At 69.7% G+C, this 18,057-nt stretch carries 11 protein-coding genes; 3 read left to right on the top strand and 8 right to left on the bottom strand.

The features are described from left to right. Positions 1–102: 102 nt before the first annotated feature. Positions 103–1,305, bottom strand: coding sequence for a transcriptional regulator (locus SD455_RS00840; RefSeq protein ID WP_445506977.1), 1,203 nt, complete (start codon positions 1,303–1,305; stop codon positions 103–105). Positions 1,306–1,608: 303 nt separating this feature from the next. On the opposite strand from SD455_RS00840, the gene exaC reads away from it, so the two are divergent. Both exaC and SD455_RS00830 read left to right on the top strand, forming a co-directional pair. Continuing rightward, positions 1,609–3,132 carry an acetaldehyde dehydrogenase ExaC gene (exaC, locus tag SD455_RS00835; protein ID WP_445507013.1) on the top strand — a complete coding sequence of 508 codons (1,524 nt, stop codon included), beginning with the start codon at positions 1,609–1,611 and terminating at the stop codon, positions 3,130–3,132. Positions 3,133–3,202: 70 nt separating this feature from the next. Further along, positions 3,203–3,601 (top strand): DUF779 domain-containing protein, encoded by a 399-nt coding sequence (locus tag SD455_RS00830; protein WP_070159901.1) that lies wholly within the window; start codon positions 3,203–3,205, stop codon positions 3,599–3,601. Here the strand turns inward: SD455_RS00830 and SD455_RS00825 are convergent. From SD455_RS00825 to SD455_RS00795, 7 genes are all read right to left on the bottom strand, one after another. Continuing rightward, entirely contained in the window at positions 3,526–6,966 is a 3,441-nt protein-coding gene (locus tag SD455_RS00825; protein ID WP_344682885.1) for a DNA polymerase III subunit alpha, read from the bottom strand. The two genes, SD455_RS00830 and SD455_RS00825, sit on opposite strands and share 76 nt — an antisense overlap. Before the next feature lie 39 nt (positions 6,967–7,005). After that, a complete protein-coding gene (locus SD455_RS00820) occupies positions 7,006–7,551 on the bottom strand; it encodes a hypothetical protein (protein ID WP_445506976.1) in 546 nt (181 codons plus the stop codon). Between the two features lie 186 nt (positions 7,552–7,737). Then, a complete protein-coding gene (locus SD455_RS00815; RefSeq protein WP_445506975.1) occupies positions 7,738–10,182 on the bottom strand; it encodes a BTAD domain-containing putative transcriptional regulator in 2,445 nt (814 codons plus the stop codon). Positions 10,183–10,255: 73 nt separating this feature from the next. Further along, positions 10,256–12,259: a glycoside hydrolase family 13 protein gene (locus SD455_RS00810; protein WP_445506974.1), complete on the bottom strand. Its 2,004-nt coding sequence runs from the start codon at positions 12,257–12,259 to the stop codon at positions 10,256–10,258. A gap of 6 nt (positions 12,260–12,265) precedes the next feature. Continuing rightward, entirely contained in the window at positions 12,266–13,189 is a 924-nt protein-coding gene (locus SD455_RS00805; protein ID WP_445506973.1) for a sugar ABC transporter permease, read from the bottom strand. Position 13,190: 1 nt separating this feature from the next. Beyond that, positions 13,191–14,843, bottom strand: a complete 1,653-nt coding sequence (locus SD455_RS00800; protein WP_445506972.1) for an ABC transporter permease subunit — start codon at positions 14,841–14,843, stop codon at positions 13,191–13,193. Positions 14,844–14,849: 6 nt separating this feature from the next. Beyond that, positions 14,850–16,100, bottom strand: a complete 1,251-nt coding sequence (locus SD455_RS00795; RefSeq protein ID WP_445506971.1) for a sugar ABC transporter substrate-binding protein — start codon at positions 16,098–16,100, stop codon at positions 14,850–14,852. A 199-nt stretch (positions 16,101–16,299) separates the two neighbouring features. Between SD455_RS00795 and SD455_RS00790 the strand changes: the two genes are divergently transcribed. Continuing rightward, positions 16,300–18,057 (top strand): glycoside hydrolase family 13 protein, encoded by a 1,758-nt coding sequence (locus SD455_RS00790; RefSeq protein WP_445506970.1) that lies wholly within the window; start codon positions 16,300–16,302, stop codon positions 18,055–18,057.

Below are 18,057 nucleotides of genomic sequence, written 5' to 3'. Positions count from 1 at the left end.
TCCTCGTCTGTTCGATGAACGATGACGACCGTGACGCTAGTCACATTCTCGTTGCAGTGAGGTTGCACCAGCCCACTGCTCCACAGAGCCGAGCACTGCCGTTCAGAGGTTCGAGCGGGCGATCAGCAGGGCTCGCTGCGGCGAGTCCGGAGGCAACACGCGCAGTGCCTCCCGGAGGACCTCGCCGTCACCGCGCGCCTCCGGCAGCTGCAGATATCGACAGATCTCCCACGGGGAGCCGTCCTGCAGGATGGACTCTCGGAGCATCGCGGAGAGCTCCCAACGGATCCTGACGATCCCCGGTGCCTCGGACCGAGGCAGCAGCTCCCCGGAGTACAGGTCCAACGCCGCGGTGCGATCACCGGCGGCGAGGGCATGGACGACACCGACGGCGTCCAGCCACGGCGGCGGATCCAGGCGGTACGGCCGAGAGTTCAGCCTGGGCGGGTCCGCGTGTCCCGGCAGGCCGACAAGGAGTCGCCTCAGCCGGGTCACCTCCGCGCGCAGGGCGACCTCATGCCCCGTCTCACCGAAGATATCCTCGGCCAGACGGGCAGCGCTGGCGCCGCCTCCGGAGGGCGATGACTCCTCCCAGGCCAGCAGGGTCAGCAGCTCTGCGTGGCGCAGACTCAATCGCCAGTTCGACGCTCCAGCCGTGACCGTGCCGGACTCTGAGCCCAGCACGGAGAATCTGAGCTGTGGGGCGAATCGGGGACGTGAGCGCAGCTCACCCTGGGCCGCGGTGATGGCGGCGAGCACCAGCGGCAGCGCGTGCGTCTCCACCGCTGCCGGGCCCCCGGTGATGTCCACCACGCCGAGCAGCTCCCCGGTCTGCGGACAGCGGATCGGCGCGGCTGAGCAGGAGAACTGGTGGGCTGCAGGGACGAAGTGCTCCTCCTGACTCACCTGGACAGCCCGTCCGGTGGCCAGCGCAGTGCCGGGAGCCGAGGTGCCGACGGCGCGCTCCGACCAGTTGGCGCCCGCCTGGAAGGCACTGGTCTCGGCCCGGCGCATCGCCTGGCGCGACCCGTCCACCCAGAGGAGGCGCCCCTGGGCGTCGCCGATGGCGACGACCAGACCCGCGTCCTTCGCGGGCTGGACCAGCAGCCTGTCCAGCAGCGGCATGGCGGCGGAGAGCGGATGCTCGCGACGCAGCGTGTTCAGGTCGCCCTCGTCCAGGTCGATCGGCGCCTGGGCTCTCACGGGGTCGTCGAGGTAGCTCGCCGAACGCAGCCAGGACTCGCGCAGCACCGGCGGCAGGACAGACCAGGTCTGCGGCTCATCGGGGACGGGCTCTCGCCCCATGAGACCTCCTGTGGTGGTGGGACATGGGCTGGTGAGGTTCGGGCCGCCGATGGGGCCTGCGCGAGATGCTCGTCAGCCGGCAGGGCCGTCGCACACCGATCCGACGACGGCTCCGATGGTGCACGTGATGCGGTCAGGATAGACCACGCAGAGGAGACGAGCATCACAGCGGTGCCGTCATCTGCCGGAGCTGAGGGCCCGCCCTGTGATGACTCGACGGGCATGCAACGAAGGTGCAACGTCGGCGGAGCTACGGTCACAGTCGTGAGCGACGTCACTGACCATCACGACGAAGGAGTCCCGATGACCGTCTACGCGCAGCCCGGCAGCCCTGAGAGCCTGGTGACCTTCAAAGCCCGCTACGACAACTGGATCGGTGGAGCGTGGACCGCCCCCGTGAAGGGCCGATACTTCGAGAACCCCTCACCGGTGACCGGACGGACCTTCACCGAGATCGCGCAGTCCGACGCCGAGGACATCGAGCTGGCCCTCGACGCCGCCCATCGGGCCGCACCCGCCTGGGGCCGCACTGCTGCGGCGGAGCGCGCCGTGATCCTGAACCGGGTCGCCGACCGCATCGAGGAGAACCTGGAGATGCTGGCCGTCGCCGAGACCTGGGACAACGGCAAACCTGTGCGGGAGTGCCTGGCGGCCGACCTGCCGCTGGTGGTCGACCACTTCCGCTACTTCGCCTCAGCGATCCGGGCACAGGAGGGCGGCATCTCCGAGCTCGACGGCGACACGGTCGCCTACCACTTCCACGAGCCGCTCGGGGTCGTCGGACAGATCATCCCCTGGAACTTCCCGCTGTTGATGGCCACCTGGAAGCTCGCCCCGGCCCTGGCCGCCGGCAACGCGGTCGTGCTCAAGCCCGCCGAGCAGACTCCGACCTCCATCCTGGTGCTGATGGAGCTCATCGCCGATCTGCTCCCGGAGGGCGTGGTCAATGTGGTCAACGGCTTCGGCGCGGAGGCTGGGGCGCCCCTGGCCTCCAGCCCCCGGATCCGGAAGATCGCCTTCACCGGGGAGACCACCACCGGCCGGCTCATCATGCAGTACGCCACGCAGAACCTGATCCCGGTGACCCTGGAGCTCGGCGGCAAGAGCCCCAACATCTTCTTCGACGACGTCGCCCGGGAGAGGGACGCGTTCTACGACAAGGCGCTCGAGGGCTTCACGATGTTCGCCCTGAACCAGGGGGAGGTCTGCACCTGCCCGTCGCGTGCGCTGATCGACGATTCCATCATCGAGGGCTTCCTGGACGACGCGATCGCCCGGACCCGGAAGGTCACCCAGGGAAACCCCCTGGACACCTCCACGATGATCGGGGCTCAGGCTTCGAACGACCAGCTGGAGAAGATCCTGTCCTACATCGACATCGGCAAGCAGGAGGGCGCCGAGGTGCTCCTCGGCGGCGAACGGGTGGACCTGGGCGGAGACCTCTCCGAGGGGTACTACGTGCAGCCGACGATCTTCCGGGGCGAGAACTCGATGCGGATCTTCCAGGAGGAGATCTTCGGCCCGGTGGTCTCGGTGACCGGCTTCTCCGGCTACCAGGACGCCATGGAGATCGCCAACGACACCCTCTACGGCCTCGGCGCCGGCGTGTGGTCCCGCGAGGCGAACACCGCGTACCGGGCCGGCCGAGAGATCCAGGCCGGCCGCGTCTGGACGAACTGCTACCACCAGTACCCGGCCCACGCCGCCTTCGGCGGGTACAAGCAGTCCGGCATCGGCCGCGAGAACCATGCGATGATGCTCGCCCACTATCAGCAGACCAAGAACCTGTTGGTCAGCTACTCGGAAGGCGCGGCAGGGCTCTTCTGAGCCGCCGGGCGACGTCGCTCGGTGGCGGCTCCTGCAGGACGGGGGAGCCGCCGCCGGAGCCCAGAAGGGAATGAAGGCCATGGCGTACCCACGGGTCAGCGTGACCGAGGATGCCGCTGCGTTGCTGCGACGGCTGAGGCAGGAGCACGGCAGGCCGCTGATGTTCCACCAGTCCGGTGGCTGTTGCGACGGCTCCGCCCCCATGTGTTACACGCAGGGGACGTTCCTGACCGGATCGTCGGACGTCCTGCTCGGAGAGCTCGACGCCGGCACGGGCGAACCCGTCCCGGTGTGGATCTCCCGGGCGCAGTTCGAGTACTGGTCGCACACCCACATCACGATCGACGTCACCGCAGGCCGCGGTGCAGGATTCTCCATCGAGGGGCCCACCGGTCATCGGTTCATGATCCGTTCCCGCCTCTTCACCGATGAGGAGGCCGAGGATCTGGAGCCGGTCCGGACCGGCTGAGTCGAGCGGGCGGCCTGCGGCGCGCGACGTCGGGACAGCTGCTCCACGTGGTCCTCGCGGCGCAGATCCCACGCCTCGTGGGCCTGGATGTTCACCGCCCGGGGCCCGGTGCGGCGGATCGTGCCCTCCACCAGCATCAGCTGGGCGGTGAACAGGATCTCCCCGGCATTGCCCTGCGCCTCGTCGAAGAAGGCGACGTCGGCACAGCCGGTGCCGTCGTCGAGGCTGATGAACACCACCCGCCGTCCGCTGGCCATCGGAGGCGTCTGGGTGGCCACCCGGATGCCGGCCACCCGGACGGTGGAGCCGCTGCGCAGCGTCAGCAGGTCCTCCGCCCGGGTCACACCGAAACGGTCCATCGTGTGCCGATGGGTCTCCATCACATGACCGGTGACGTCGATGCTGGTCAGCAGGAGTTCATCGCTGATCAGCTCCTCCCGGCTCGGCTCCGGATGCTTCTGCGGCAGGGCGGAGACCTCGACGTCGGCCATCGGCAGGGGCAGCTGCCCCACCACTTCGCGCCGCCTCGGGGAGGACGCCGTGCGGGTGCGCTCGACCACGGAGGCGACGAGATCGCCCCGGCGCCGTCGACCGCCGGGCATCAGAGAGTCCAGCGCGCCCACCTGGGCGAGCGCGCGCAACGTGGGGCGCTTCGGACGGGCCCGGTCCCGCAGGTCCGCCAGGGAGTCGAAGGGCTGGGCCTCCACGATCCGCTGGACCTCCGCCTCGCTGATGCCCGAGAGACTGGTCAGCGCCATGCGGATGCCCAGGGTGTGCTCCCCGCGGGGGCTCCGCGACGGAGTCGGCTCGAGCACGTAGTGCTCGGTGGAGCGGTTGACGTCCATGCCCAGCAGCGGCACACCCAGGCGGCGGGCCTCAGCCACCAGCAGCCGCAGCGGGTACATCCCCGGATCATGCTCGAAGAGCCCGGCCAGGAAGGCCGCCGGGTGATGGGTCTTCAGCCAGGCCGACTCGAAAGTGGGCACGGCGAACGCCGCCCCGTGGGCCTTGCAGAATCCGAAGGAGCCGAAGCCTGCCAGGATCTCCCACACCTCATCGACAACCTCGGGGGAGTACCCCCGTCGTGCCGACCGGCTGCGGAAGAACGTCTCTACGGCATCCTCCTCCGGCCCGCCCAGGGCACGCCGGAACTCGTCGGCGCGGTCGAGCCCGCAGCCGGTCATCCGGTCCAGGATCCGCAGCACCTGCTCATGGAAGATCACCACCCCATGGGTCTCGGACAGCACCGGCGCCAGGTCCGGGTGAGGGAACCGCACCTGCTCAAAGCCGTGCCGTCGCTCCAGGTACGGGGTCACCATGCCCGAGCCCATCGGGCCCGGCCGGAACAGCGAGATGTCCACCACCAGGTCGGACAGCCGCTCCGGGACCAGCTTGCCGACCAGCTCCCGCTGCCCGGGGGATTCGATCTGGAAGCAGCCCAGGGTGTGGGTGGACTGGATGAGTCGGTAGGTGTCCGGATCATCGCGGTCCACCGACTCCAGGTCGATCCGTTCCCCGGTGGTGCGGCGGATCTCCTGCAGGGCATGGGCGATGGTGGACTGCATACGTACGCCCAACACATCCAGCTTCAGGAAGCCCATGGGGTCCATGTCGTGCTTGTCGAACTGGCTCATCGGCAGACCGTCCACCCCCGAGGGCTGGACCGGAGTGAGGTCCAGCAGCCGCTGATCACCCAGGATGATCCCGCACGGATGGGTGGAGATGTGGCGCGGCAGACGGTCCAGCCGCTCGGTGAGGTCCACCAGGAGGTCCAGCTGCTGCCGGCCCTGCTCCCGTTCGGAGTCCAGGCGGGCGGCCAGGGCACGCAGCTCCGGCTTCTCCGCCAGCGCCTCACGGAACTGACGTGCCGGGAAGCGCCACATCGTCTCGGCGATCTGCGCGATCTCCTCCTCGGGAAGCCCCAGGGCGAGGCCGGCGTCGCGCACCGCCCCGCGGATCCGGTAGCTGTTCTGCATGCTCATCAACGTGGTGCGCTCCGCTCCGAAGCGTTCCACGATGCGGTGATAGACCTCATGGCGTCGGGCGGACTCGACGTCGATGTCGATGTCCGGAAGGGTCGAGCGCCTTCGGGAGAGGAAGCGCTCGAAGACCAGCTCATGCTCGATCGGGTCCACGGCGCTGATCCGCAGCAGATGGTTCACCAGTGAGGATGCCCCGGAGCCGCGGGCGGAGACCCGCACCCCCATCTGCTCGACCATGTCCACCACCTCGGCGACGGTGAGGAAGTAGCTGGCGAAGCCGAGGTCCTCGATGATCCTCAGCTCATGCTCGAGGCGGTCGCGCAGCGCCGCCGCCTCGGCGGGGGACTGCCGGGGATAGCGGGCGGTCAGTCCCGCTTCGCACCGCTGGGCGAGCTCCCGCTGGGGGTCTGTGCACCGTCCTGAGACCCCCAGCCCGATGACTCGCGCCTCAGGCACCTTCGGGGCCCCGAAGCTCATATGGGCCTCCGGGTCCAGCAGGCAGCGCTGCGCCAGCGCCCGAGTGCGCTCCAGCAGCTCCACGGCCCCGATGCGGGCGGCCGTGCTGGACGTGCAGATCTCCTCAGCGATCCGCTCCATCATGGAGGCAGGTTTGAGCCAGCCCTGCCCGTTGGGCTGCAGGGTCTCCGTGACCTGCAGGCTGGAGAGCACCCGGACGGCGTCGAGGACGTCGGCGGTCGTGGCATCGTCCTCATGCAGGAAGCGCACCATGTTGGTCAGCACGGGAGCCACCGCACAGTCCTCCGCGACGGCGAGCATCCGCGCAGCATGGGCGGTGGAGAGCGGCTCTCCGGGAGGCGCCAGATGAGAGACCACTTCGACCCGCAGCGTCCCCGCACCCAGCGTGGAGACCCAGCCGCGCAGCAGACGCCGCGCCTGGGCATAGCGACGAGAGGCCGCCGCCACGCCCACGTCGCTCTCCGGGCCCAGCAGCACGAACAGGGCCGGCTCAGCCTGCCCGGCGATCGCCCGGGGCCCCTCCGGGCAGGCGAGCTCCACCAGACGGGCCAGGGGGAGCCGAGGCCCCGCCCCGCGGTCCTGCAGATGAGCGGCGGAGACCGCCCGGCACAGGGCGGAGTAGCCTGCCGCTGAGCCGTGGGCGAGCAGGACCACCCGTCCACGCTCCTCCAGGCCGCCGTCGGGACGCTCCTCGGCGACCGGAAGGTTCACCCCGAGGATCGGAGCGACGCCATGGCCCTGACAGGCGATGACATGCTTGACCGCCCCGTAGAGACCGTCCCGATCCACGCAGGTGGCGGCTCCGGCGCCGTCGGCCGCCGCGGCCGCCACCAGGTCCTCCGGCCAGCTGGCACCGTGGTGGGCGCTGTAGGCGGTGGCCACGTCGAGATGCACGAAGCCGCCCATCAGTGGAATCTCCGGGATCCGGCGGCCGGGACGGACGGCTCAGGCCGCCACATCGTGGACCCTCAGCAGCCGCCATCGTCCCGACCCGGTGTGCCGACTCAGGTCGACAGTGCGCGGCATGGCACGGGGGGCCGCCTCCAGGCGGATCTGGAGGCGCCAGATCTCATGGTCGACCACGCCCGGTCCGCGCCCGCGCTCCGCGCGGGAGTCCTCCAACCACCAGCGGCGCCGCTCGAACCAGCGGACCGGATCCTCCACCACGACATGCCAGCGGTCTCGCCAACAGAGTCGTCGGGGGATCTCAGCGTCGTCACATTCCACCGTCAGCTGGGTGCTCAGATGCTGGGTGCTCAGACGCTGGGTGCTCAGACGCTGGGTGCTCAGACGCTGGGTGCTCAGATGCTGCGCGGCCGAGGCAGGGGGGCGCATGCCGTCGACGTCAGCAGGGGACCGGTGTCCTGCGGCGTCTGAAGAGTCCAGGCGTTCCGCCGCCCGATGCCGAGCTGCGGCGAGACGCCGGCCCTCCTCCGGGGCCAGGAGGCGGACGACGCCGGGCAGGGCGGGGGTGGTCGAGGTGGGGCTCATCAGCTCTACTCCCTTGATCCAGCGCCCGGAGGCGCACAGGTGCAGTGTTCGCTGACGATGGGAAGAGACGCGGGCGGCGGTCAGGGCAGAGGCGCCGCCGTACGTCCCCTCCATCGTAGTTCGAACACATCTTCGAATACAAAGGGAGGGTACGAGAGCCCTCTGACAGGCACCGAGGGTCGCCGCTCAGCTCGACGGCCCGGTCTCCGGCCACACCGGGTCGTGGACCTCCTCCAACAGCGCCATCGCCCGCTCCAGATGCGGTTCAGCCTCGCTCCGCCGACTCCGCCGGAGCGCGACCACGGCGAGCCCGAGCTCGGCATGGGCCTCGGCCTCGAGCTCGCCGATGCGTCGCGCCGCAGTGGCCGAAGTCCGGTGGAGGCGGTGGGCGCAGTCCAGCTGACGTCGATCATCCAGGTGACGATCCAGCAGACGTGCCAGCTCGGTCGGAAACCAGCGGGGCCCGGTGTCGGCAGCCCGATCTGCGACGAGGGCGAGGGTGTCGATGGTCCGCGCGAGCCAGTCCTCCGCCGCCTGAGGGTCGTCGAACCGCTCCGCCGGCCTGCTTGAGGCGGCCGGCGCACCAGACGCGCCGGGTTCAGCAGGCTCCACAGCTTCAGCAGATTCTGAGGCCTGCGGTCGCGTCACCGACCGCACGGCGGCGGCCGTGACGGTCAGAAGATGGGAGCAGAGCCGATCGAACGACGCCCGGATCTCCTCAGGACTCTCCTGCTCCTCCGCCAGTTCGGCGGCATAGTCACGCAGCAGATCATGCTGTCGGACATGGTCCGTCTCCAGACTCTCCAGCAACCAGGCCCTGTCGAGCTCCTCGATCCCACGGCGCGCCTCGGCCGGTCCCAGTCCGGCCAGCGCCGCGACGGCCGGGACGTCCAGCCACCGGGCGGGGGCCGTCCCCAGCAGTCGGAACAGACGGGCCGAGGAGGTGGAGAGTCGCTGACAGGACCAGGAGAAGACCGTGCGCACCGAGGTCGCCTCATCCCCGGAGTCCAGCAGGTCGAGCCTCAGCCTCTCATCCTGGAGGTCCCGCAGGAGGGCGGGGGCCGTCTCGACGGTCTCCAGTCGCAGCCGCTCATCCATGATCCGCAGGGCCAGCGGCAGATGGGAGCAGGCCTCCGCCAGGGAGTCCCGCAGCTCCTCGGAGGGACGGGGGCCACGGGTCCCGCCCAGCAGCGCGCGGGACTCCGCCGGGGACATCAGAGGGACCGTCAGCTGATGGGCGCCGTCGTGGAGCACCAGAGGTCGAAGGTCGGCTCGGCTGGTGACCAGCACCGCGGAGCGAGGCGACCCGGGCAGCAGAGGACGGACCTGGTCGGCATCGCGGGCGTTGTCGAGCACGATGAGCATGCGACGGGAGCTCGTCAGTGAGCGCAGGAGTGAGGATCTCTCTGCGCGAGAGGCCGGAACACCGGCGGCGTCCACACCCAGCGCGATGAGGAACCATGCGAGCATGCGAGAAGGGTCCAGGGGAGCCTCCGGACCGAAGCCCCGCAGATCGGCGTAGAGGCACCCGTCGGGGAAGTCGGTGACAGCCCCGTGGGCCCAGTGCAGAGCCAGTGCGGTCTTGCCGGTGCCGCCGCCTCCCGTGAGTGCCACGATCCGGGACCCGGCTGCGTCGCCCGGAGCGGCCTCCGACGCCCCTGCGGGCGCGGCGCCCAGCAGTTCGTCCAACCGGGCGAGCAGCTCCTCCCGACCGTGGAAGCCGCGGGGTGGCGCCGGCAGCTGTGCCGGGGGAGGGACCGCGCCGGACGTGGCCGCGCGACCTGAGGCGCTGCCGGTCACAGAGACATCGGTCACAGAGCCACCAGCTGCAGAGACGCCAGCTGCGGGGGCACCGGCGGCCGGGGCAGGAGACCGACGGGGAGTGAGGAAGGTCTCCGGCGCCGGCGCCCCTCCACGGAGCACCTGCTCTTGGAGCCGACGCAGACCAGGGCCGACGTCGAGTCCGAGCTCCTCGGCCAGCCGATGGCGGGCCTGCCGGTGCACCTCGAGGGCCTCAGTGGGCCGGCCCTGCAGGGCATGAGCGGCCATCAGCAGCTCGTAGAGCCGTTCCCGCAGGGGATGCTCGGCGATGAGCGAAGGGACCTCCTCGATCACCGCCTCCGGCTCTCGGCAGGCCAGGCGCGCCGCGTTCAGCCTCTCCCGCGCGGTCAGCCGCAGTCCGTCGAGTCGCTGCGCCTCGATGCTGAGCCCGGCGCCGGTCTGCCCGTCGAAGGGTCGTCCCCGCCACAGTCCGCAGGCCTGACCCAGCAGCTCCTGCGCGCGGCGCGGGTCCGCATCGGCCGTCACGGCGGCTTCATCGATCAGGTTCTCGAACCGCTCCACATCCGTGGCGCCCGGCGGCACCTGCAGCACATAGCCGCCGCCCACCGCCTGCAGCACGTCGGGGCCCCCGAGTGTGCGGCGCAGCCGGTGCACATGGGTCTGGAGGCGGTGGGCCGCCCGGGGGCAGGGGTTGTCTCCCCACATCGCGTCGAGGAGTCGGTCCGTGGGGACAGGGCGTCCGCGGGCCGCCACCAGCATGGCCAGCAGCAACCCCTGGAGGCCGGTGAGGACCACCGGACTCCGATCCTCGTGGCAGACCCGGATCGGGCCCAGGATGTCCAACTGCATCGACAGGGTCGTTCTCCTTGGGTGCGGTGCAGGGCCGCCCCCGGTGCCTTCAGCCCCGGTGAGCCCTGCCACACTATGAACGGAACCTGGACTTCTCCTGAGCATCAGCGGAGCTCATGACGGCAGCCTCTCCGGGCACAGGCACTCCGGGAAGCCGCCACACGGTGAACGTGCGGGCCGGGGCGGAGACCCGCACCCTGTCAGCGCCGAGTCTCAGCTGAGCCTCTCCGAACACGCGTGAGACGTCGTCGGTGCCCAGACCCTCCTCGGCGACCAGTCCCGGGACCGCCTCCCGGGAGGACTCCCAGATGCGGTCGCCCATGGTCGCCACGACGAGCAGGGTCTCGGAGGCCGACTCGCGCAGGAAGACGACGGCGTCATCGTCGGTGTGGAGCCACCGCATCCCGCCGCGGGCGAGCACCTGATGCCCGCGGCGCAGCCGGACGAGCCGTCGGCACAGGGACAGCCGCTCGGCGACCGGGGGGTCCGCCTCGGCTCCCCAGGGCATCGGCGTGCGGCTGGTCTCCCCGTCGGCCCCGGTGAGACCGAACTCGTCCCCGGCGAAGAGCACGGGGACGCCGGGCAGCGTCATCGCCAGGCCCAGGGCCAGCGGCATGGCGCCGTCGGCGGCGTGGGTGGCGAACCGGGCGGTGTCATGGGTGTTCAGCGGCTGCATGTTCCCCAGCCGGATGCGCCAGGGGATCCCCGCAGTGAACCGGGTGACCGCCTCGGCGAACTCCGCCGCCGTGGCCCTCGGGATGCCGCCCAGCGGCTGACCGAAGAACCAGGGCTCCACGACCTGCTCGTCCTGGGCGGTCGTCCAGGGCTCCCCGGTGGGCTCACTCAGCCAGGACCACAGCGGCCGGGTGAAGGCCGGATAGGTCATGGCCCCGTGCCAGGCGTCCCCCTGCAGGTCCTCGGTGGCGTCGTTGGTGGACTCCGCGAGCAGGACCGTGTCGGGGTCGATCTCCTCCATGGTGCGGCGCATGATCTGCCGCACCTGGGCATTCAGATCCACGTCGCGCAGGCGTCCGGTCATGTTGGCGACGTCGATGCGCCACCCGTCGGCCTCGAAGGGCGGGAGCAGCCAACGTGCGACCACGGAGTCGCGCCCCTGGATGAACCGATTCCGCAGCTCCTGGGAGGACCAGTCGAACTTCGGCAGCGAGGGGACGCCCAGCCACGCCTCATAGCCCGGGTCCTCGGCGCTGACGGACCGCCCGTTCTCCTCATCTTCGGTGAAGTAGTAGTACGTCCGTTCCGGAGACTCGGGATCGGCCAGCGCCGTCTGGAACCATTCATGCCGCTCTCCGGAGTGGTTCGTGGTGAGATCGCCGATCACCCGCATTCCGCGGGCGTGGGCGGCCTGCACGAGCCGCACATAGGCGTCGTCGCCGCCGAGCAGCGGGTCCACGTGGTCGAAGCTGGCGGCGTCGTACCGGTGGTTGGAGGCCGCGGGGAAGATCGGGGTCAGGTACAGCAGATCCACGCCGAGGTACGCCAGGTGGTCGAGCTTCTCTACGACCCCGTCCAGGTCGCCGCCGTAGAGCTGCTGGGTCCGGGCGGGCATGACCGGATCCACGGGGTCCTCCCAGGCGGCGGGGATCGCCCAGTCCGGGGTGGGACGTCCGTCCGCAGCCGCGGACCGGGCGAAGCGATCGGGGAAGATCTGGTACATCACCGACTCCGCGAGCCAGCTCGGCGCCGGAGGGGTGGCCAGCAGGACGAAGTCGTCGACGTCGCGCACCTCTCCGGCGTGCAGACCGGCCTGGTTGAGCCAGCGGACGGCTCCATCGTGCTGCCGCAGCAGCCACCGGTACCCGTGGCGGGGATTGTGGACGGTGACCGTCGCCTCCCACCACTGCCAGCCTCCGGCCTCCCCGAGGAGGACGGCCTCGTCCCAGACCGGCTCGCGGTCTGGGTTGGATCGCACGGTCACAGAGACCAGCGGATCCCACGTCGTGGGCACGCGCAGGCGCAGCCGCACCACGTCCCCGAGCGCCGGGGCGTCCTCGGAGACGTGGAGCGGGGACCCGTCATGGTGGGGGAGGGGACGCTGCACGGGGGAGACGGTCACGAGTCCTCACTTCACACTGCCGGCGGTCAGGCCGCCGATGATGTACTTCTGCAGGGCCAGGAACAGCACCACCGGGATGATCGCGGCCAGCACGGCGCCGGCGGCGAAGATCGACCAGTTCTGCGAGGTCTCCTGAGAGATGAACTGGTAGAGGCCCACAGCCAGGGTCTGCTTCTCCGGATCGATGAGCAGCACCGAGGCCACGACGAAGTCGTTGGTGGTGGCGATGAACGACAGCAGCGCCACCACAGCCAGGATGGGGGAGACCAGCGGCAGGATGATCGTGAAGAAGATCCGGGCGTGACCGGCCCCGTCGATGCGCGCCGCCTCATCGATGGACTGGGGGATCGTGTTGAAGAACCCGTACATCAGGTACGTGTTCACTCCGAGCGCTCCACCCAGGTACACCATGATCAGCCCGAGCTGGCTGTTGACCCCGATCGCCGGGAACACCTCACCGATCGAGAGCATGAGCAGGAAGATCGCCACCATGGCCAGCAGCTGCGGGAACATCTGGACCAGCAGCAGCGTGATGAGCCCGACGCGCCGTCCGGTGAACCGCATCCGGGAGAACGCGTAGGCGGCCAGGGCGCCGAGCAGCACGCTGCCCGCTGAGGAGACCAGTCCGATGAACAGCGTATTGCCGAACCAGGCCGCGTACGGCTGCTGCGGACGGTTGAACAGCTCGATGTAGCTCTCCAGGCTCATGTTGCCGAACAGAGTGTTCGCGGTGATCAGCGTGCCCCCGGGATTCAGCGAGGCGGAGAACACGTAGACCAGCGGGAACACGGAGAACACGACGATGGCGGCGCCCACGCCGTGCCGCCATCCGGTCTGGCGCATCCAGACGCGGAACGGACGCCGGAGCCGGACGGTCCGAGGCTCCTCGACGGACGGGGCCGCCGGTGCGGGAGAGGTCTGCACGGACATGTCAGTTCAGCTCCTCGAGCGATTTGGTCTGCCGGAAGGCGATGACCGAGACGGTCCCCACCAGCAGGAATATCAGGATCGCGAAGGCGCTGGCCAGACCGTAGTCCCGATCGGCCCCGACGAAGGCCACCTTGTACACCAGGGTGATCAGGATGTCGGTGGCGCCGACGTTGATGTCCGCGTCGATGTTCCGCGGGCCACCGCCGGTGAGCATGTACACCAGGGTGAGGTTGTTGAAGTTGAACGCGAAGGCGGAGATCAGCAGGGGTGCCAGGGACACCAGCAGCAGCGGGAGCTTGATCAGCCGGAACGCCTGGAACGGACGGGCCCCGTCCATCTGCGCCGCCTCGGTGAGGTCGTCGGGTATCGCCTGCAGCGCTCCGGTGCACACCAGGAACATGTAGGGGAAGCCCAGCCACAGGTTCACCAGCAGGATGGAGACCTTCGCCAGCAGGGCATCCGTCAGCCAGGGGATCTGGGCGCCGCCGAAGAGCACGTTGTTGACGAAGCCGAACTCCTGGTTGAGCATTCCGGCCCACACCAGCGCCGAGAGGAATCCGGGGAAGGCGTAGGGAAGGATCATGATCAGCCGGTAGTACCTGCGACTGCGCATCCGCGGGTCGTTGAAGACGATCGCCAGGAACAGGCCGAGCACGAAGGTCGTCGCCACGGACAGGAACGCGAAGGCGAAGGTCCAGATGGTCACCGAGATCAGCGGGCCGCGGATGGCCGGTTCGGTGGCGGCGCGCACGAAGTTGTCCATGCCGACGTGGATCCTCCAGCCCGGCATGAGCTGCTCGCCGGTGGACGCGGTGAAGGCGCCGTCGCCGACGTCGGAGTAGACGGTCCCGGTCTCGGAGTTCGTCATGGTGTCGGCCTCGGCGTCATAGACGTACCGAGAGGTGTAGAGGTAGGCGGACCGGGCGTCCTGGGTGCGCAGCACACCGTCGTTGGGGTCCTGGCTGAACGGGACCGCCAGCTGCGTGATCTCGCCCTGGCGCTGAAGCACCTCGGCGAAGTCCAGGACGTCATGACCGGGGACGTCGACCACCACGCCGGCGTCGAGCACGGCGCCGTCGACGGCCTCCAGCGGCTGCTCCTCAGCACCGATGAACACGTCGCCGGCCGGGTCGGTGACCACGAAGGAGAGCTCGCCGAAGCGTTCGGCCACCGCCAGCTGGTAGGTGGGGGAGTCTGGGACGCGCTCCTGGTTCTGCAGCATGATCGCGTGCACCGCGTCGTCCTTGGTGCTGTTGTGGCCGGTCCCATAGTTGGTGAAGGCCACGTACCCGGAGTAGAGCACCATGAAGATCTGGAAGATCAGCAGGAACGCCACGCCGGGGAGCAGGTACTTGACCGGCAGGCCGCCGCGACGGAAGTACACCCAGGAGATGAGGATCCCGGCGAGGACGACGAGGCCCGCGATGACGGGGCGGCCTCCGGCGAAGAGCACGAGGGCCGCATAGAGGCCGACGGCGTTGAGCACGCCGAGGACGAGGATCTTGAAGACCAGCAGCTTCCACCCGGCGGAGGCGGTGTCGGCGATGCGCTGGGCACGCCGACTCCGCCTCCGTTGAGTGGAGCCGCCGGGTGAGACCCCGCGCGTCGGGAGCGACGGCGGGGTCTGACCGGGGGCAGGAGTGGTGGTGGTCATCAGGGATCAGTCGATGGCTCCGGCGATGTCCTCGGCCATGTCCTCCCAGAGCTCAGCGGGGTCGCCGTCGCCGTTGATGATCGCAGCCTGGGTGGTGCCCCAGAACTCCCAGACGGCACCCATCTCGGGGATGCTGGGCATCGGGACGGCCTCGGCGCCGACCTCGCCGAACCCGGCGACGATCTCGTCGTCGGCCAGGGCGGCGTCGAAGGACTCCGTGAGGGCGGGGGCACGGCCGCCGACCTCATAGAGCGCGGTCTGCACCTCGGCCGAACCGATGTAGTCGGTGAGGAACGTGGTGGCGGCGACCACGTTCTCGCTCTGTGCGGAGAGGAAGAAGCCCTGCACGCCGGCGAAGGGCTTCGCGTCGTCGTCACCAGGGGCCGGGATCGCGTCGACCTCCAGATCGATGCCGGCCTCCAGGGCGGCCGGAGCGTTCCAGGGTCCGGTCAGCAGGAACGGAGTGTTGCCGTCGATGAAGTTCTCGCGGGCGAGGTCGCCGTCGATGTTGGTGTTGAGGAGACCCTCAGCGCCCTGCTCGGCGAGCCAGTCGGCGAACTCGAGGCCGCCGTCGTTGCCGATCTGCAGGTCCTCGGCGTCATAGGCGCCGTCCGCGTCAGCGCCGAACACCGGCGCCCCGAAGGACATCTGGAACGGGTACAGGTGGTAGGGGTCGGCCTCCGTGGGGTCCAGTCCCACCAGGAAGGGGTAGTCGACGTCGGCGTCCTGACCCATGGCGATCATCTCGTCGTAGGTCTCCGGCGCCTCGGGGGCGAGCTCGGCGTTGCGCAGCATCGCGATGTTCTCGATCGAGTAGGGCAGGCCGTAGACGTTGCCCTCGTAGGTCCAGGCCTCGAGCGCGACGTCCTGGTAGTCGGCGGCCGCGTCGCCCAGTTCGATGGGGGCCACGACGCCGTTGGTCACCAACGTGCCCAGCCAGTCGTGGGCGCCGACGGCGATGTCCGGGCCCTCACCGGTGGGGACCTGGGAGACGAACTGGTCCTGGATATCGCCGAAGTCCTGCTGGACCAGTTCGACATCGATGCCGGTGTCCTCGGTGAAGTCCGCGGCCGCGTCGCCGAGCACCTCGGCCCGGTCGGCGTCGACCCAGACGGTGAGGCTTCCCGTGGCCTCCAACGCCTCGTTCTCGCCGTCTCCGTCGGTGGTGGGCTCGTCAGCGCCGCAGGCGGTGAGCAGCAGCGCGCCGGCGGCCAGCGCGGCGCTGGCGCCGCGGGCTCGGGTGAAGTTCGCCCTCATGGTGTGTCCTCTGATCCTCGATGTGGCATGACAGGTGCGGTGAAAGGAGACAGCTCGTGAGCCATCTCACTGCAAGCGCTTCCAGTATGAAGCAGGTCACCTTCCAGCGCAAGCCTGATCGGCGGCGATCGTATGACGCCCTGTGCCCTGACGAGATGGGGGGATGCGAAATGCAAACGCTTGCCAGTACAGTGTCAGCATGCAGACCCGCCATGACGCACGCCACACCACGCAGACTCTCACCGCCCCCGAGTGGTGGAGGACCGCCGTCATCTACCAGATCTACCCGCGGTCCTTCGCGGACGCCTCCGGCGACGGAGTGGGGGATCTGCGCGGCATCACTCGGCGGCTGGACGACTTGGCCGACCTCGGCGTCGACGCGCTCTGGCTCAGCCCGTTCATGGTCTCGCCCCAGAAGGACGCCGGCTACGACGTGGCCGACTACTGCGACGTCGATCCGCTCTTCGGCACGCTGGCGGACTTCGACGAGATGCTCGCCGCCGCCCATGCCCGCGAGATCCGGATCATCGTGGACCTGGTCCCCAACCACTCCTCGGACCAGCACCCCTGGTTCCAGGAGGCGCTCCGGGCAGCACCGGGATCAGCCGAGCGGGCCCGCTACATCTTCCGGGACGGACGCGGTCCCGGCGGTGACCAGCCGCCCACCAACTGGGACTCGATCTTCGGCGGACCGGCGTGGACGCGCGTCACCGAGGAGGACGGCAGCCCCGGCCAGTGGTACCTGCATCTGTTCGACTCGAGCCAGCCGGACTTCAACTGGGAGAATGAGGAGGTCCGGGAGGAGTTCCGCCGGATCCTGCGCTTCTGGCTCGACCGCGGCGTCGACGGCTTCCGCGTGGATGTCGCCCACGGCATGGTCAAGGACCCCTCCTTCCCGGACTGGAGCCCCAATCCGGAGGCGGCCTCCATGGGCGGCGACAGCGCCCCCGCGCCGTATTGGGAGCAGCCTGGCGTCCACGAGATCTACCGAGACTGGCACCGACTGCTGGCCGAGTATGACGGCGACCGCGCCCTGTGCGGTGAGGCGTGGGTCTCCACCATCGAGAAGACGGCCCTATGGGTCCGCCCCGACGAGATGCACCAGACCTTCAACTTCCACTACCTCGAGACTCCCTGGGAGCCGGCGGCCCTGCGCAGGATCATCGACGACTCGCTGCGTGCCTTCGGCGCGGTGGGTGCGCCCAGCACGTGGGTGCTGTCCAATCACGACGTCGTCCGGCACGCCACCCGTCTGGGACTCACGGCGGAGAACCCGCAGGGCACGGGCATCGGTCCGGACTTCCCCGGACTGCCCGAGCCGCAGCATGCCCTCCGCCGGGCGCGCGCCGCCACGGCGCTCATGCTGGCGCTGCCCGGCTCGGCCTACCTGTACCAGGGTGAGGAGCTGGGCCTGCCGGAGGTGCTCGACATCCCTGACGAGGCCCGGCAGGATCCCACATGGTTCCGCACCCGCGGCGAACGGTACGGCCGGGACGGATGCCGCGTGCCGATTCCCTGGGAGTCGGATGCGCCGGCGGCGGGCTTCAGCTCCTCGGGCCGTTCCTGGCTGCCTCAGCCGGAGGGCTGGGGGACGTTCGCCCGCGACTGTCAGCGCGACGACGCCGGCTCGACGCTGTCGCTGTATCGGCGCCTGCTGGAGGTCCGTCGCGCCCACGGCCTGGGGGAGGGGACGCTGCGCTGGCTCGATCCGGGCGAGCTGCCCGGGGTCGCTGAGGGGCAGAGCGAAGATGTCCTGGCGCTGAGCAACCAGGACGTCGTCGTGCTCGCGAACTTCGGCGCCACGCCGATCCCGCTGCCGCCCGGGCGCCACGTCCTGGCGTCCAGCACCGAGCTGGTCGCCGAGTCCGGCGCTCCGGACCGGGAGGACCGAGCGCCCCTGCTGCCGCAGGACGCCGTTGTATGGTTGGTCTCGCCGGAGAACGTCCCCCTGATCTGA

The organism is Nesterenkonia sp. K-15-9-6, from assembly GCF_052656005.1.
Note: the sequence above shows the minus strand (reverse complement) of the source record. Positions and strands in the feature narration are given on the sequence as shown.

What these genes read in the sequence shown, in the direction of transcription:
- SD455_RS00820 (WP_445506976.1), bottom strand. Translation starts at nt 7,551, where the DNA reads ATGAGCCCCACCTCGACCACCCCCGCCCTGCCCGGCGTCGTCCGCCTC.
- SD455_RS00790 (WP_445506970.1), top strand. Translation starts at nt 16,300, where the DNA reads ATGCAGACCCGCCATGACGCACGCCACACCACGCAGACTCTCACCGCC.
- SD455_RS00795 (WP_445506971.1), bottom strand. Translation starts at nt 16,100, where the DNA reads ATGAGGGCGAACTTCACCCGAGCCCGCGGCGCCAGCGCCGCGCTGGCC.
- SD455_RS00805 (WP_445506973.1), bottom strand. Translation starts at nt 13,189, where the DNA reads ATGTCCGTGCAGACCTCTCCCGCACCGGCGGCCCCGTCCGTCGAGGAG.
- SD455_RS00815 (WP_445506975.1), bottom strand. Translation starts at nt 10,182, where the DNA reads ATGCAGTTGGACATCCTGGGCCCGATCCGGGTCTGCCACGAGGATCGG.
- SD455_RS00840 (WP_445506977.1), bottom strand. Translation starts at nt 1,305, where the DNA reads ATGGGGCGAGAGCCCGTCCCCGATGAGCCGCAGACCTGGTCTGTCCTG.
- SD455_RS00825 (WP_344682885.1), bottom strand. Translation starts at nt 6,966, where the DNA reads ATGGGCGGCTTCGTGCATCTCGACGTGGCCACCGCCTACAGCGCCCAC.
- SD455_RS00800 (WP_445506972.1), bottom strand. Translation starts at nt 14,843, where the DNA reads ATGACCACCACCACTCCTGCCCCCGGTCAGACCCCGCCGTCGCTCCCG.
- exaC (WP_445507013.1), top strand. Translation starts at nt 1,609, where the DNA reads ATGACCGTCTACGCGCAGCCCGGCAGCCCTGAGAGCCTGGTGACCTTC.
- SD455_RS00830 (WP_070159901.1), top strand. Translation starts at nt 3,203, where the DNA reads ATGAAGGCCATGGCGTACCCACGGGTCAGCGTGACCGAGGATGCCGCT.